15 protein-coding genes are annotated in these 15,836 nt (G+C 63.3%); 8 read left to right on the forward strand and 7 right to left on the reverse strand.

All coding sequences use genetic code 11. The annotated features are described in order from the left end of the window. Positions 1–44 precede the first annotated feature (44 nt). The 5 genes from ACQR1X_RS24950 to badH all read right to left on the reverse strand — a co-directional run bounded on the left by ACQR1X_RS24950 (position 45) and on the right by badH (position 5,418). A complete protein-coding gene (locus ACQR1X_RS24950) occupies positions 45–821 on the reverse strand; it encodes an enoyl-CoA hydratase (RefSeq protein WP_315801466.1) in 777 nt (258 codons plus the stop codon). Between the two features lie 84 nt (positions 822–905). Then, a complete protein-coding gene (aliA, locus tag ACQR1X_RS24955; RefSeq protein WP_434899778.1) occupies positions 906–2,555 on the reverse strand; it encodes a cyclohexanecarboxylate-CoA ligase in 1,650 nt (549 codons plus the stop codon). Between the two features lie 32 nt (positions 2,556–2,587). Next, a complete protein-coding gene (gene aliB / locus ACQR1X_RS24960; RefSeq protein ID WP_315801464.1) occupies positions 2,588–3,739 on the reverse strand; it encodes a cyclohexanecarboxyl-CoA dehydrogenase in 1,152 nt (383 codons plus the stop codon). Positions 3,740–3,843: 104 nt separating this feature from the next. Then, the gene (gene badI / locus ACQR1X_RS24965) at positions 3,844–4,626 is read right to left on the reverse strand and encodes a 2-ketocyclohexanecarboxyl-CoA hydrolase (RefSeq protein ID WP_434899779.1); all 783 of its coding nucleotides are present in this window, start codon (positions 4,624–4,626) and stop codon (positions 3,844–3,846) included. Between the two features lie 24 nt (positions 4,627–4,650). Beyond that, positions 4,651–5,418, reverse strand: coding sequence for a 2-hydroxycyclohexanecarboxyl-CoA dehydrogenase (gene badH / locus ACQR1X_RS24970; protein WP_434899780.1), 768 nt, complete (start codon positions 5,416–5,418; stop codon positions 4,651–4,653). Positions 5,419–5,542: 124 nt separating this feature from the next. On the opposite strand from badH, the gene ACQR1X_RS24975 reads away from it, so the two are divergent. After that, positions 5,543–6,064: a MarR family winged helix-turn-helix transcriptional regulator gene (locus ACQR1X_RS24975; protein ID WP_434899865.1), complete on the forward strand. Its 522-nt coding sequence runs from the start codon at positions 5,543–5,545 to the stop codon at positions 6,062–6,064. Between the two features lie 293 nt (positions 6,065–6,357). Here the strand turns inward: ACQR1X_RS24975 and ACQR1X_RS24980 are convergent, their stop codons facing one another. After that, positions 6,358–6,819, reverse strand: a complete 462-nt coding sequence (locus ACQR1X_RS24980) for a cupin domain-containing protein (RefSeq protein ID WP_434899781.1) — start codon at positions 6,817–6,819, stop codon at positions 6,358–6,360. Between the two features lie 109 nt (positions 6,820–6,928). Between ACQR1X_RS24980 and ACQR1X_RS24985 the strand changes: the two genes are divergently transcribed. Further along, on the forward strand, positions 6,929–8,482 hold the full coding sequence (locus tag ACQR1X_RS24985; protein WP_434899782.1) for a winged helix-turn-helix domain-containing tetratricopeptide repeat protein: 1,554 nt from the start codon (positions 6,929–6,931) through the stop codon (positions 8,480–8,482). 119 nt (positions 8,483–8,601) lie between these two features. On the opposite strand, the gene ACQR1X_RS24990 is transcribed toward ACQR1X_RS24985, so the two are convergent. Next, positions 8,602–8,895 (reverse strand): hypothetical protein, encoded by a 294-nt coding sequence (locus ACQR1X_RS24990; protein ID WP_434899783.1) that lies wholly within the window; start codon positions 8,893–8,895, stop codon positions 8,602–8,604. A gap of 1,318 nt (positions 8,896–10,213) precedes the next feature. Here ACQR1X_RS24990 and ACQR1X_RS24995 point away from each other — a divergent pair. From ACQR1X_RS24995 to ACQR1X_RS25020, 6 genes are all read left to right on the forward strand, one after another. After that, on the forward strand, positions 10,214–10,492 hold the full coding sequence (locus tag ACQR1X_RS24995; RefSeq protein WP_434899784.1) for a DNA -binding domain-containing protein: 279 nt from the start codon (positions 10,214–10,216) through the stop codon (positions 10,490–10,492). A 654-nt stretch (positions 10,493–11,146) separates the two neighbouring features. Next, positions 11,147–11,449: a helix-turn-helix transcriptional regulator gene (locus tag ACQR1X_RS25000; RefSeq protein ID WP_015664043.1), complete on the forward strand. Its 303-nt coding sequence runs from the start codon at positions 11,147–11,149 to the stop codon at positions 11,447–11,449. 2 nt (positions 11,450–11,451) lie between these two features. After that, positions 11,452–12,333 carry a replication initiator protein A gene (locus tag ACQR1X_RS25005; protein WP_434899785.1) on the forward strand — a complete coding sequence of 294 codons (882 nt, stop codon included), beginning with the start codon at positions 11,452–11,454 and terminating at the stop codon, positions 12,331–12,333. A 289-nt stretch (positions 12,334–12,622) separates the two neighbouring features. Continuing rightward, the gene (locus ACQR1X_RS25010) at positions 12,623–13,087 is read left to right on the forward strand and encodes a DUF2840 domain-containing protein (protein ID WP_434899786.1); all 465 of its coding nucleotides are present in this window, start codon (positions 12,623–12,625) and stop codon (positions 13,085–13,087) included. Next, positions 13,084–13,596 carry a S26 family signal peptidase gene (locus ACQR1X_RS25015; RefSeq protein WP_434899787.1) on the forward strand — a complete coding sequence of 171 codons (513 nt, stop codon included), beginning with the start codon at positions 13,084–13,086 and terminating at the stop codon, positions 13,594–13,596. The genes ACQR1X_RS25010 and ACQR1X_RS25015 overlap by 4 nt, the downstream gene beginning before the upstream one ends. 463 nt (positions 13,597–14,059) lie before the next feature. After that, a complete protein-coding gene (locus ACQR1X_RS25020; RefSeq protein WP_434899788.1) occupies positions 14,060–15,820 on the forward strand; it encodes a relaxase/mobilization nuclease domain-containing protein in 1,761 nt (586 codons plus the stop codon). The last annotated feature ends 16 nt before the right edge of the window (positions 15,821–15,836 follow it).

Raw genomic sequence — 15,836 nt, forward strand, 5'->3', positions numbered from 1 at the left:
AGCGCTCCTGTCGAATGGAATGGAAGGGATCACATGGCCCAAAGCTAGCGGTGGACGAAGACGGGCTTGCGCTTGTCCAGGAAAGCCTTCATGCCTTCGCGCGCATCCGCAGTTGCAAAGCGGGCGTGGAGTTCGCGACGTTCGAAGAGCGTCCCTTCGCTCAGCGGCTGCTCGAAGGCGCGGTTCACGCATTCCTTGAGCGCCATCAGCGCTGGCGCGGAGAACGAGGCGATGGTCGACGCGAGCCGCATGGTCTCCTCGCGAAGCCGTTCGTCGTCGACGACGCGGGCGACCAGGCCGTAGCGATCGGCTTCGTCGGCGTCGAGGGTGCGGGCCGACAGGCACATGTCCATGGCCTTCGCCTTGCCGATGGCGCGAGGAAGCCGTTGCGTGCCGCCCGCGCCGGGCAGGAGACCGAGCTTGATCTCCGGCAGCCCGAATTTGGCGCTGCGGCCCGCGACGATGATGTCGCAGGCCAGCGCGAGCTCACATCCGCCGCCGAGCGCCAGCCCGGCGACGGCGGCAATGACGGGCTTGCGCACCCGGCGAATGGTTTCCCAGTTGCGCGTGATGAAGTTGGAATTGTAGACGTCGCTGTAGCCCCAGTCCGCCATTGCTGCGATGTCGGCGCCAGCTGCGAATGCCGTTGCCGACCCCGCGATCACGATGGCGCCTATCGCGTTATCGGCGTCGAGATCCAGCAACGCTGCGCCGAGCCTGTCCATCAGCTCGTCGTTCAGCGCATTCATCACCTTCGGACGGTTGAGCGTGACGAGTCCGACACGTCCGTTGCGTTCGATTAGTATGACTTCGTCTTGCACGCGCGTTCTCCATCGCGCCGCCGGCGCGTTTCGATTGACAGATTCGAGAAGTGCAGCCGGGACGCGCGGGGCGCGTGAGCGAGCCTAGAGCTCGCCGGCCTTCAGCATGTCGCGCAGCCTGAATTTCTGGATCTTGCCCGACGGCGTCGACGGCATCGCGTCGCGCACGATGAGCTTCTCTGGAATGTACTGGATCGCGAGCTTGTGCGATTTGAGAAATTCGACCATCCCGGGGAACTCGATGGTCTGTCCGGCCTTGGGTACGATGACGGCGCATGCCCGCTCGCCGAGGCGCTCGTCGGGATAGGCTACGATCGCGACCTGTGCGACTGCGGGATGTTTGTAGAGCAGCGCCTCGAGCTCGACGACGGGAATGTTTTCTCCGCCACGAATGATGACGTCCTTCGAGCGTCCGCTGATCCGGATGTAGCCGGCGGGCGTGATGTAGGCCAGGTCTCCGGTATCGAACCAGCCTTCGGCGTCGGTGCCGTTCCACTGCGGCCGCTTGAGGTAGCCGCCGAAGTTCGAGCAGGCGCGCACGAGGAGCTTGCCGGACTGTCGCGGCGGCAGCGGCTTGCCGTCGGCATCCACCACCTTCAGCTCGACGCCGGGGAGAGGGCAGCCATCGGTGGTCGAGGCGAGCTTGTCGTCGTCATCCAGGTTGATCAGCGTGACCGCGCCATTCTCCGTCATGCCCCAGGCCGAGACGATCTTGGCGCCGAGGCCCGCCTGGGCCTGCTCGGCCAGCGGACCTGGGATCGGCGCCCCCGCGCACAGGAAGCTCCTGAGAGAGGGCACCGGCTTGCCGGTCTCGGTCACGGTGCGGGTCAGATCCGTCAGGAACGGCGTGGATGCCATCGTGAAGGTCGCCTTCTCGGCGCGGATCAGGTCCACCGCCCGGTTCGGCTCCCAGACATCCTGCAGGACGGCGCTGGCCTTCAGCATGATCGGCATCATCAGGCCGTACATGAAGCCGGTCTGATGGGCCATCGGGGAGGCCATCAGGACCACGTCGTCGGCGCCGAGCTTCAGGCGCTGGGCATAGGGAATGATGTTGGCCATCAGCGTGTTCGCGCTGTGCATCACGCCTTTCGGCTCGCCCGTCGTTCCCGACGTATAGATGAGCTGCGTGATGTCGTCCGGGCCGGGGCGGGCCGAGCCGAGGATGGCCTTCGCATCCGTCGCCGTCTCCCATTCCGGCAACGTCAGCAGCGCGTCGAAATCGTCGGCACCGCCGCCGCCGATGACGACGAGGCGCGTAAGCGACGGAAGCTCGGGCATGAGGCCCCTCAGCATCGCCTCATGGTCGAAGTTGCGGAACGCCTTAGGGACGATCATCACCTTGGCTTCGCCGTGCCGAAGCATGAAGGAGAGCTCGCGCTCCCGGAAGATCGGCATCAGCGGGTTGATGACGGCGCCGATCCGGCTGCAGGCAAGGTAGAGCAGCGTGAACTGCCACCAGTTGGGAAGCTGCATGGCAACGACGTCGTTGCGGCCGACGCCGAGGCGCGACAACCCGATCGCCATCCGGTCCGCCAGCGCTGCCATCTCGCGATAGGTGAAGCGACGCACGGTGTCGGTGTCGGTGTCGAGGCGGACTGCGGTCAAAGCGATCTTGTCCGGGCACGTCGCCAGACAGGCGTCAAGATCGTCGTTGATGGTTCGGTCGTGCCAGTGGCCATTGGCAATGCTGGCCGCGCGGCGCGGCCCGAGCAAGACGGCATCGAATTCCATGGCTTCCCCTCCCGTTCGTTCGTTGTTTGATGTCAGGCAGGCACGGCCGAGCGTCCCGCGCGCGCGCGTGCGATGATCGTTTTCATGATCTGCGCCGTGCCGTCACCGATCTGGAAGCCGAGGACGTCGCGCAACCGCTGCTCCATCACGCCACGGTCGTAGCCGCCATGGCCGTGCATCAGCAGGCATTGATGGATCACGTCGTAGGCGAGTTTCGGCGCCCACCATTTGCACATCGCCGCCTCGGCGCTGTGGGGGAGGCCCTTGTCCTTCAGCCACAACGCTTGCAGGCAGAGCAGTCGTGCAGCCTCGACCTGCGTATCGAAATCGGCGAGGGGATGCGAGACGCCTTGGAAGGCCGACAAGGTCTTGCCGAACGCCTGCCGCTGCGCGACATACTGCCAGGTTTCGTCGAGCGCCGCGCGCGCCACCGCCAGCACCTGCAGTCCGATCAGCGCGCGCGAGAAGTCGAACCCCTGCATGACCTGCACGAAGCCTTTGTTCTCGTCGCCGAGGCGATGCGCGCCGGGTACACGCACGTTCTCGAAGAACAGCGACCCGCGTCCGATGGCGCGCTGGCCATGACAGTCGAACCGCGAGCGCGTGATTCCGGGCAGGTCGAGCGGGATCAGCAACGCGGTGATGCCATGTGCGCCGGCTTCGACCGTGCCGGTCCGTCCGAATACGACGGCCGCATCGGCCTGGTCCGCAGCCGAGATCGAGGTCTTCTCGCCATTGACGATGTAGTCGTCACCATCGCGCTCGATCCGCAGCCGCAGATTGGCCGCGTCGGATCCGCCGCGCGGCTCGGTGAGCGCAATCGCGAACAGGGCCTCGCCGGCCATGAGGCGCGTGAGCCAGGGTGTCACGATCTCTGGCTTGCCGTGCTGTGACAGGATCTGTCCGTTCAGCGAGGCCAACAGATTGATGTAGGACATCGAGAGGTCGGCGCGGGCAATCTCCTCGTGGATGACGCCGGCCGCGAGGGTCGCCATGCCGAGGCCGCCATATTGCTCGGGCAGTTCGGGGGCGATGAAACCCATCGTGCCCATCTCCTTCATCAGGCCGCGATCGAGAACGCGGGTGCGGTCGCGCTCCTGAAATCCCGGAACCAGCCTGTCTGTCGCGAAGCGGCGCGCCTGGTCGCCAAGCGCAACGAGGTCTTCGTCGAGATACGGATTCATCGGCACGTCCTCCCGGATCTGGTCACGTTCGCATGGCTGCCCCTCGGAGACGTCTCCGAAGGGCAGACGGCACGGCATCGCCAGCAGCGATGCCGCCTGTGCTGCTACTTCACGAACTTCCGGAATTCCGGCTTCCGCTTCTCGGTGAGCGCCTTCACGCCTTCGCGGGATTCTTCGGTGTCGTAATAGAGCTTCAGGGCATACATCCCCATGCCGGCGATGCCGGCCTGGTGGGCGGTGTCCATGTTGAAGGAGCGCTTGGCGATGGTGATAGCGGTCGGGCTGCGTTCACAGAGCTCCTCGCCCCAGGCCTGCACCGTCCGGTCCAACTCGTCGTGCGGCACGCAGAGGTTTGCAAGGCCCATCGCCTCGGCTTCCTTGCCGGAATAGCGCCGGCACATGTACCAGATCTCTCGCGCCTTCTTCTCGCCGACGACGCGGGCGAGGAAGGCGGTGCCGTAACCAGGATCCACAGAGCCCATCTTGGGACCGACCTGGCCGAAGATGGCCTTCTCCGAGCAGATGGTCATGTCGCAGATCGTCGCCAGCACATTGCCGCCACCGATCGCAAAACCCTGCACGCGGGCGATGACAGGCTTGGGAACGTCACGAATGGCCGTATGCAACTCCTCCATCGGCAGGCCGATCGTGCCGCGCCCGTCGTAGTTGCCGTCGTGCGCCGATTGGTCTCCGCCGGTGCAGAAGGCGCGGTCGCCGGCGCCGGCGAGCACGATGCAGCCGACATCCTTGTCGTACCCTGCCTTGTAGAGAGCCTTGATCAGCTCGTCGCAGGTCGTGCCGCGAAAGGCGTTCATCTTGTCCGGACGGTTGATGATGATCCAGGCGACGCCGTTGCGGACCTCATAGATCAGATCCTGAAACTGCATGGTATTCCTCCCGTCTTTTCCTGTTCAGCCGTTCATTGTCAGTCCGCCGGACACGCTGAGCACCTGTCCGGTCACGAATGCAGCGTCATCGCTGGCGAAGAAAAGAATGGCGCCGGGAAGATCATCCGGCTGGCCAATGCGGCCGAGCGGGATCGAGCGCGTGAAGGCCTCGACCAGCTTCTCCGGATTGCCTGCGCCCCGCTTGTAGTCGGCGAACAGAGCCGTATCCGTCGGTCCCGGGCACACCACGTTCACCGTGATGTTGTGGCGGGAGTGCTCGCGCGCGATCGTCTTGGAAAACGCGACGAGCCCGCCCTTGCACGCGGCATAGACCGCCTCGCCCGACGAGCCGACGCGCGCAGCGTCCGATGCAATATTCACGATCCGGCCGGACCGGCGGGCCGCCATGCCGGGCAGGACGGCATGGTGCATGTGCAGAGCGCCGGTCAGATTGATCGCGATCAGGCGCTCCCAGTCCTTCGGCTCGGTCTTGGTGAACGGCTTGAAGATATCCCAGCCTGCATTGTTGACGAGGACATCGATCGGGCCGAGCTTTGCCTCGGCGGCAGCGAGCGCGGCATCGACGCTCGCGCGGTCGGTGATGTCGCAGCGAAAGGCCTCGGCGGTCTGTCCAGCGCCGCGAATGCCGGCCGCGACCGTTTCGGCGGCTTCCGGGTTGAGATCGAACACGGCGACCCTTGCGCCTTCGGCCGCAAACCGGCGGCATGTCGCGCCCCCGATTCCACCGCCGCCGCCGGTCACGATGACCGTCCTGCCGTCGAAACGTGCCATCCTCGCATCCTCCCTGTCGAAATTGCCGGAGTCGCCTTTTTGAGCGATCTTCGCTTGAGCAGTGACTATTTATGCAACATATTGTCTTAAATAGCATGCGATGACCGAGGATGCAAGTGGAGCAATGATGGAAAACCCTGTGCTTTCAGGCGAAAAATCTCAAGACACCAAGATTCAGCTGGCTAACCGATTGTTTTTTAGGCTCTATCAATGTGCTAATATGTTGCATAAAACGGGGTCGAGGGCCGTGCAGGAGGAGGGGCTGACGACCCAGCAATGGGCCGTGCTGGGCGCGCTGTCCCGCCCCAAGGCGCAGAGCGGGATGAGCATCGGCGACCTTGCCGAGTACCTCATGGTCAGCCGACAGAACCTCGCGGGACTCGTCGGCCGTATGGAGCGCGACGGACACGTGACAATCGCTCAGGACGAGCGCGACCGTAGATCAAGGCTCGTCACGATGACGGAGACCGGGCGCCATGTCTGGCAGACGCTCGCGCTGCCGAAGATTCATACCTATTACGATCACGTGCTGGCGGATTTTTCCGTCAACGATACGGTGCACGCTCTGCACTATCTGCTGAAGATTCTTGAAAGCATGAAAAGGCTCGATGAGGGCGACAATCAATCCGAAGACGAGCAGGCCTGAGACAACATGGATCGAACCGCTGCGCTATCCTTCAGAGCCCGTCGGAGACAAATGCGGAGAAAAAACGATGAGCCTCGCTAGGAACGCGGAACCTCTGAGCGAAGCTGCTAGTAGTCATTCGGCTGGGTCTGCTCATAGCACCCAGCTTCCGGTCCTCAATTCCGCGATGGGGCAGAGCGACCTTCCTGCTCTCGCACCACTCAATTGCGCTTGAAATCCGGGATCGGACGCCCTGGCCATACCCTACGGGTCCGTATCGAGGCACAAGCGGCCATTGCGCCGCAGGACCAGGTTTAGGTTCGTGTTGTCAGCGTCGATAACTGGTCGGTATCGTAGCGGTCTCGCAGCTCGGAAAGCGCCTTCGGATCGGGGGCGCCGTGAGCAGTGAGCTTCGCAAGCTCTTCGAAATAGCGCTCGTGACCAGGCGGAGAGACGGTCATCAGCACCCGGGCCGGTTTGTCGCTCACATTGGTGATATTGTGCGGTACGCCCGGAGGGATGAACAGATAGGTTCCCGGCGTTGCACGGATGGTATTTTCACCGGCATGCCACTCGCATTCACCTTCAAGCAAGTAGAAGGTCTCCTCCTGCACTCGGTGAACATGCAGCCCGGTGGCGAACCCCGCCGGGATTGTCCAGTCAAACATGCTCGTGTGTTTTGTATCCTCGCCGGTGACGAGGAATACCATCGGATGGCCACGCAACATGACGCCCTTGGTCTCGCCGACCATGCGGATGACTGGTTTCGCGCTCATTTGTGCTCCCTCCGCGGGCCGCGCCCTTGCGCCGGCAACCGCCGCGACAATCTGCCGGGTCTGCCCCGGAGTCGTGAAACAGCTGCCAAAAATTTGCTAAAAGCTTCGCATGGCAGTGAGCGACGACGTCTACAAATTCGGTCCGTTCCGCCTCGATCCGGAGGCTGGCATCCTCTCGTATGGAAGCGAGCCGATCATGCTCGGGCAGCGCTCCGTCGCGCTGCTGCGGCTGCTGCTCGACCTGGCGGGCGCGCCTGTGTCCAAGGATGCGCTGATCGAAGCCGGCTGGGGCGGACGAGCGGTTGCCGACAACAACCTCACGGTTCAGATCGCGGCCCTACGCCGGGTGTTGGCCGAGGCGGCGGACGCCGAGAGCTGGATCGAAACGCTACCGCGCCGTGGCTATCGCTATATCGGTCCCGCGGTCACACGCAGCGACCCGCGCGGTGGGCAGATAGGTCCGGCGCTCGTGCCGCCCGAGAAGGCATCCGTGGCCGTGCTTCCATTTTCGAACCTGAGCGGCGACCCCGAACAGGGATATTTCGCAGATGGCATGGTCGACGACATCATCAGCGGTTTGTCGCGCATCAAATCGCTGTTCGTGGTCGCTCGTAATTCAAGCTTCACCTATCGGGGGCAAGCAGTCGACATCGAGCGGGTTGGGCGCGAGCTCGGCGTGCGCTATGTGCTCGAAGGCAGCGTGCGGAGGGCCGGCGGCAGCTTGCGCGTGACCGCTCAGATGATCGACGCATCGACCGGCGCGCATCTGTGGTCCGAGCGCTACGACCGCCGCTTCATCGATATTTTCGCGCTGCAAGACGAGATCGCGCTGTCGGTTGTTGGGGCGATCGCACCGAGTGTGCGGCGTGCCGAAATTGATCGAGTGAAGCGCAAGCGTCCCGAGAACCTCGATGCCTATGACCTCGTATTGCGGGCCCAGTTGGACGTCGATTCCGGGATGCCCGAGCGGGTGACGCGTGCGCTCGTGCCGCTCGAACGTGCAATCGAACTCGATCCTGCGTACGCACTGGCATACGGTAACGCGGCAATGTGCCACCATTGCCTCTTCCTACGTGCCGGCCTGCAAGAAACAAATCGTGCCGCCTCAATACGCCATGCTCGTTCCGCGATCCTCCACGGTCAGGATGATGCGACAGCGCTGACGCTTGCAGGATTTTCGATCGGCATGGATGGGCATGATCGAGGCGCTGCTTTCGCCGCCTTCGAAGCCGCGCTTGCCATCAGTCCGTCATCGGCGCTGACCTACATTCTCGGTAGCGTGATTCTCGGATGGAGCGGAGAGGCAGAGCGGGCCATCGAGTGGAGCGAGCAGGGCATGCGGCTTAGTCCGTTCGATCCATGGGCTTTCGCCGCCTTCGATGCGCAGGCGATGAGTTATCTATTGCGGGGCCACCACCAGGAGGCTTGTCGCGCTGCCTACAAATCCGTTCAGGCCAATCCAGCACACAGCATCACCTATGTGCAGTTGGCTGCTGCGCTCGTCAGACTCGGTCAACTAGAGCAGGCGAGGGTCGCTGCTGCGCGAGTGCTCGAACTTCATCCGACCTTTCGCTACAGCCGCCAGTTTTCCGGCGTGAACTGTGCACCAGAGCTGGCGGACGTTCTTGGCGCTGCATTGCGGGCCGTAGGGCTGCCTGAGTAGTGCGACGTTGACGCTCACCATTCTGATCGACAAGCATGTAAATGCCTGCTCGACATCGAACCATCGCCAGGGAACGGCAAGCAAGCCGACCTCGTAGACAAGAGCGGGCCTTGCGGGCGTCAGGTCGATCTTTCTTCCAGTACCTTCCCATCGCGGACACAGAGCCGGCGATCTGGTTTAGAGCTCCGATCAAATAGCGTCCATTGCGGATCTCCGTCGGCGGTCATGAAGGAAACGATTCTATGCCCATTTGAAAGACCGATCGCTATCTCGGCAAGCTGTCCAAACAGCTGAAGTTCGATTGCCTTGGCATTCTTGAGGCCGAAGAAGATCGGTTCCCAAAGGGAGTCGTCATTCGAACTTCCGCACAGGATAGAGTTGCCCCGTTCAATCCTCCAACTCCACTGGATCATGACGCCAAACTCGCCCCGCCTGGGCTACGTGGTTCGCCGTTTCTATGTGTCCGCTCCCGGAGTTCGCCGAACTCGAGAAAGATCGCCGAGCCGTAGCCGCGCCACACGTGGGCCAGATCCAAGCCAATCAACCGGCATCGGTAGTGCTCGATCAACGTATGCATATAGACTCATCGGTCGAAAATGGATCCTGATAGGGTTGCACCGAATTTCGCAATCAGACAAGAGATCGCTCATCATCATGATGATCCCGGAATAGGCGGTCTCGCGGCTGGCATCTGACGAGTGGAGATGTGCTCGGGACTTGTCTTCAGGTCAATCATCGCGCCGCAGAAGCAGCGCGAGCGGCCTGACTTGGTCTGGGTGGGCAGAGGACATCCGGCCTCCCACATCTGATCCTTCCAGGCGACGAAGGCCTGATGCTGGCGCCATTCGTCGAAATTCTTGCTGTGACCGATTCGATAGGAAGACGTTCCATGCGGCCTGGAACGCGTCGCGCGCCTGCTCATAGGTGCCGGCGCGGCCGAGTTGTTGCTCGCCTGGATGACTGCCTGGATAGAAGCCGCAGAACCCTGCCAGACGGGCGAACCGGAGGGGCTTCTGGCCGCTCCGCGATCGTTCCTGCCTCGGCTTCGCCGAAGCATATGCGCCAGGTCTCGTTTGGCGAGCGCGGATCGCGGCGACGGGTGAGTATGGGCATGGCGCATTGATTCCAGTCCGGTGGCTGAAAGGAAAGCCGCTACGCCTTGGGTGCAACTACATCGCCGTCCTCAATCTCTGGGCCGGGCGGTTCGGGAACCTGAATGGCAGCGCTTGGTCTTGAGCTCGATCGATAGCTTGGATTGCACGGCGGTGTGCATTCCTGCCCGGCGGCGAGAGATCCGGGCTATTCTGCCGCTCACGGAACTCGCACTTGGGTTTGCGGTTCTCAGATACCGATCGCCAGTCCTCTGTGGTGTGGGAATTCGACGCGAGCGTCCCGCGCGCTTTGGCACCATCGGCCGTGAGTACTATTCTCGGGATGAAATCTGGACCTGCGTCGGCTACACGAATGCAGGCTACGAGCCAAGCGTGAGCGAGCGCTTGCAGCAAAACGCCTTGAATTAGACGCAAGCGCTTCATGGTGGCGGCAAAGACGCGTCGAATTGTCTTCTCAAACAGCTCCGGCTTTGCCGGCATTTCAACACGGACATCTTTCTCTCATGCGGGAGCGACAGCTGAAGACGTTTGGAAAGCGGTCTCGGGCCCGGATCTCGACGGGGTCCGTGCGGCTTTTTCAGGTCGACAGGTTGTGTTCGCTCCGAACAGGTTCTGACCAATGCCCATTCCGCCGCTCGATCCCACTGTCGCCGACCTCGCGCCGACTGATTCCGTTCTGACAGCCTACGATGAAGAACATGCTGTGACCTATCTCCGCCTTCTGGATGCAGCATCCGAGGGGGCGGACTGGGAGGAGGTTGCCCGCCTCGTCTTGCACATCGATCCGGTCAACGAACCCCAGCGTGCCCGCCGCGCCTTCGATAGCCATCTGGCGCGGGCGAGGTGGATGTCTGAGAAGGGTTATCATCATTTGCTACGCGGATCGGATCAGACGTAGCTCTGAGCTCCTGAGACTACGGCAGTCCCGCTTGGCTTGGAAACGAGCCGCGGTCCGTCGCGAGCATGGATTGAGCGGGCTTGCGAGATCAGGCAACCGAACTCAAGTTGCGGTAGAAGCGATCGAATATGCGGCGCAGCTTTAGCAAGCTTCGAAGCCGCCTTGCGGCATGCGCCGCGATCCACGGTCTTGGCCGTCACTCAGATCGTTCTCCAGGCGACTGAGGGCGTGGACAAGAGATCAGGGCGGAAGCCGCACGCGGAGCGTTCCTGGGCCGCGCCTGAGGCGTCATCTGGCTGCCGCTCGCACTTGATCCTGCCGGTGGTCTGCGAGTTCGCCCAATGGCAGCGGGCGGGCGATCGCTAACAAAGAATTTTCGGAACTGCCCTTGAGCGCGGCATTCAGCATGCCACCGATCGGCCTCCTATGCCCAGCCGCACCAGTCACCGGTGAAAAGACGGCTCGTGGCCGATAGGGGCTGTCACTGAGGCTGTGCCCGCCGCGGCAAAGACGAGTCGCTTCCTTGAGGCGAGGGGGTGCCGAAATCGTGCCCCTCGATCTCCGGCATCCCCCCTGGCTCCCCTGCGCGTCGATCATGTCCGTCGACGCGCCGAACGACCCGTGAGGGCGCGAACCTGTCCCGGAGGATGCTCGATGCCCGATCAGATAGCCGGTCCCCCGCCGCGCTTTCTTCGTACACCCGAAGCTGCGCGTTACCTTGGACTGTCCGGCCGCACCCTGGAAAAGCACCGCACCTACGGCACCGGCCCCTTATATCGCAAGATCGGCGGCCGCGTCGTGTACGCGCTCGACGATCTGAAGGCCTGGGCCGATCGCGGTACCAAGACGTCGACGGCTGATCCTGGCCAGGGCACCGTTCTGCCGGCGAAGCGACATCCAGGTCTCATTCCCTATGCAGGGCAGGAGCGTCGCGCGTCGCGGGCTGGGCGGGCTTGAACGTGCGAGGTTTGCGCAAATCCGAGCGCGATCAGCTCGATCTGTTTCGCGCGCTGCCTGGCGACCTGGCGCCGCGCGATGCGCAGGATCTGATGGCCTATCCGTTCTTCTCACTGGCCAAGAGCAAGCGAGTCGTGCCGATCGACTTCCGCGCGGGGCCTGTCGCCATTCGGGTCGAGGCCGTCGCCGAACATGGCATGGCGACGATCTGGGATGCGGATGTTCTGATCTGGGCGGCGTCACAGATCGTCGAGGCTCGCGACGCCGGACTGAAGACGTCGCGCCTGATGGCCGCCACGCCGTATGAGATCCTGACGTTTGTCGGTCGCGGCACCGGCGTGCGTGACTACGACCGTCTGAAGGCAGGACTCGATCGGCTGCAGTCGACGACCGTGCTCACCTCGATTCGTCAGCCGGCTGAGCGGCGGCGGCACCGCTTCTCCTGGATCAACGAGTGGAAGGAGACGGCGGATGCCCATGGCAGGCCGTCCGGATTGCAGCTGATCCTGCCGGACTGGTTCTATTCGGGCGTCATTGACGATGCGCTCGTGCTGACGATCGATCGGGCTTATTTCGCGCTGACAGGCGGGCTGGAGCGCTGGCTTTATCGGCTCGTGCGCAAGCATGGCGGTCATCAGGATGGCGGTTGGAGCTTCGATCTCGGCTATCTGCATGCCAAGTCCGGCAGCCTCTCGCCGCTGAAGCATTTCGCCTACGACCTTCGCGAAATCGTCCGCCGCCAGCGCCTGCCGGGCTACGAGCTGGTCCTCACCCGCGATCCAAACGGCACCGAACGGCTGAACTTCGCAGCCGCCGTTACTGACCCGGTCGCGAGGCGTTTCGCCAGGCATCGCCCGTCGAGCTCCGCAGGGGACAAGCTGTGAATTGTCTCGTGCTATCGGGGACTGGAGGACGCGTGCCATCGAGGACCGGATCATCGTGCCATCGGGGACCGAAATCGACCCTAAGCCTTTGCTCTGGCGCGTCCTTTCCGCCTTCTAACTTACCTAACTGCAAAATCCTTCGGATTTTGTCTAACGGGCCCGCGCTTTGGGGCGCCGGTGCACGCTGGCTTCTCCTGCTGTCGACAGCGGAGACCGCTCAACACGCCTCCGGGTTCCTCATTCCCGGCCCGCAGAGCCGTCCAGATTTCGTCAACCTCAGAGTTTGCCAATGAGCGAGCTGACGCGTGTCCAATTGCTATGGCTGCAGGGAAAGATCGAAAACCGCATACGCTTCGGTCGAACCGTGCGGGAGCTCCGCCTCGACCAGTATCGCCGGGAGGTCGCGTTCACGCCGGGAAGCATCTTTGCCTTCGTGCGCTGGTCGTCGAACGACTACGGCACGGTTCTGTCGCGGATCAACGTTCTGCAGGCCGTTGGCCCCGGAGAAGCCTGTGCGACCGTGCCCTTCGTCGCTCCGGGAGCAGCGATCCTTTTGCAGGTGTTTGGCTGGCCGAAGGTCGAGCGGGTGCTGAAGCAGATCGACGCGATCGAGGCGCTCGGCATCGATCCGGCGGATGTCGCACCGGATCATTGGTGGCACGTTCAGAACCGCATGGCCGCCGGACAACCGCCGCGTCCCTACACGGATTTGCGCCATCGGGCCTGGCTGCATCGAAGGACGATCATGCCATGACGAAAGGGCTTGCCATTGGCGTCGCGATGCTCGCTGGGGTTTGGCTCGTGACGGAGGTCGGGCGACCAAGGTTGCGTCCGCTGCTCATCTGGAATGTCTCCGGCAGCGTTCCGATCGGCCTCTATCTGGTTCGGCCGGTCCGGCAATGGGTCACCAACGAGATCGTCGTTGTCCTGCCCCACGGCGTGTTGGCCGGATGGCTTGCGGATGAAGGCTACCTGCCCAGGGGCGTACCGATGCTGAAGCGCATTCTTGCTCTTCCAGGCCAGGCCGTTTGTCGTCGCGAGCATGTCATCCTGATCGATGGAGTCGAAGTCGGCATCGCGCAAGAGAGCGACAGACGGGGCCGGCCGCTGCCGGATTGGCGTGGCTGCCGCATCATCGGCGGGGACGAGCTCTTTCTGATGAACAGGCAATCGGATAGTTCGCTGGATGGACGCTATTTCGGTCCGACGGCGACATCGGACGTCATCGGGCGTGCCATTCCCGTGTGGACGAGGCAGCCGTGATGATGCACGCATTCTGCGCACGACCTGCGAACGTCATGCCGACTTTGATGAGCAGCCGCTGCGATCGGAAACGGTCGTCATTGAGGTTGGCACGAGAGGCTTTGAATGACAAAGCCGACCGCAGCGGAGTTCCTCGTGACGTTGTCGTGCGGTGCGATGCGTCGGCCTCGATGATGATTGTCCGTCGCAGTCCTCACGGCCGCCGCTGCTTCGCTGTTGTTTCCGGCACGCCGGCGCGGGGCGTGAAACCAAGAGCCGAGGCGAGGGTCCAAAGTCAGCCGCAAGCTGCCGACGGTCGATCGCAAGATAAAAGCGGCTCGCCTGTTGATCAGCAAGCCATTGACATGGCTCGCGTTCAACCGTGCCGTCCGGTCGGAGCGCGTGTCGCGCTGATGCTCTTTCTCAACAACATCAATGCTGCCTTCGGCACTATAGCCTCAATCCTTGCCGCGGGATGCCGCGCATGAGCACCAGAGAGCGCGAATTCCGCATCCGCCCGGGGCGCATACGCCAGGCGCGTGAGAGGAAGGCCAGGAGCTTCATCAATCGCGTCCTGCGCGCGGCGAACGCCGCGGGGCACGTCACACTGCCCTCGGTGATCGACGGACGCCGGCCGGCCCGCACCCATTCGACCTTCGGCCGCGGCCGTCTCGGCTTCAGTCGCGAGCGCCTCTTTGCCTCGGGCCGCCGCGTCACGGTGAAGGCCCGCATCGCAAGGCACAAGGGCCACGCGTTTCGGTCGGCGCCGCTGGCGATGCATCTGACCTATCTCAGGCGGGAGGGGGTCACCCGCGACGGCGAGCCGGCAAGGATGTTCGATGCGCGAGCTGATCACGCCGACGAGGCCGCCTTTGGGGCGCGGAGCAGCGACGACCGGCATCATTTCCGGTTCATCGTCTCGCCGGAGGATGCAGCCGACATGGTGGACCTCAGAGCGTTCACGCGCGATCTGATGCGACAGATGGAAGCTGATCTGTCGACGCGTCTCGAGTGGATCGCGGTTGATCATTGGAATACGGACCATCCGCACGTTCATCTGCTCGTCCGTGGCGTCGATGAGACCGGTGCTGATCTCGTCATCGCCCGCGACTATATCGCCCGTGGCCTGCGCTCTCGGGCCGAGGAGCTGGTGGCGCTCGAGCTCGGTCCGAAGCCGGAGCATGACATCCGCAACGTCCTCGAACGAGAGATCACGGCAGATCGCTGGACACGGCTCGATCGTGAAATCCGCATGGCGTCCGATGAGGTGGGTGCCATCGATCTCCGTCAGCACGTGGCAGGCCGTCCAGATCCCGAGGTCCACCGCCTGATGCGAGGGCGCCTGCAATATCTCGAGCGCCTGGGACTGGCAGCGGCGGCCGGACCCAACGAGTGGATGGTCGAGCTTGGCGCAGAGCGACAGCTTCGCGAGCTCGGCACGCGTGGTGATATCATCAGGACCATGCATCAGGCGTTCGCTCGCCGTGGTGAGGAGCGGAGCGCTGCGGACTACGTCATCGATGGGATCAACGGTTCATCATCGATCATGGGGCGGTTGGTCGACCGTGGACTCCACGACGAGCTGACCGGCGAAGCCTATGCCGTGATCGATGGCATCGACGGCCGCGCCCACCACGTTCGCTTCCGCGGGCTCGAGGCCTTTGCGCAGGCGCCTCAGCTTGGCGGCATTGTCGAGATCAGGCGCTTTGGCGCTGCGGACGAGGCGCGGCCGACCCTGGTCCTGGCGACGCGCTCGGACCTGGCCCTGGTCGATCAGATCAAGGCCGAGGGAGCGACCTGGCTCGATCATCGGCTGGTCGAGCGTGAACCTGTCTCCCTGGCCCTCGGCGGATTTGGCGCGGAGGTGAGGAGCGCGCTGCGCAGCCGGGCAGAGTATCTCGCGGACCGGGGACTGGCGCAGAGACATGGCCAGCAGATCGTCCCGCAACGCGATCTTCTGAAGACGCTGCGCAGGCAGGAGCTTGAATCCGTGGGCGCGCGGCTGTCGGCGACCAACGGCGCGCCGCAGCTGAAGGTCGACCCCGGCCAACAGATTGCGGGCATCTACCGCCAGCGGCTTGTCCTGGCCTCCGGCCGCTTCGCCATGATCGACAATGGTCTCGGTTTCTACCTCGTCCCGTGGTCGCGCGACATCGATCATCGCCTCGGTCAGAAGGTCACGGGCCTCGGCAAAGCCGGTGGCATCGAATGGCAGCTTGGTCGCAAGCGCGATCTCGGTCTTTAGCAGTCGGAGACACCAC

It is taken from the genome of Bradyrhizobium sp. HKCCYLRH3073, from assembly GCF_051167995.1.
Taxonomy (GTDB): Bacteria; Pseudomonadota; Alphaproteobacteria; order Rhizobiales; family Xanthobacteraceae; genus Bradyrhizobium.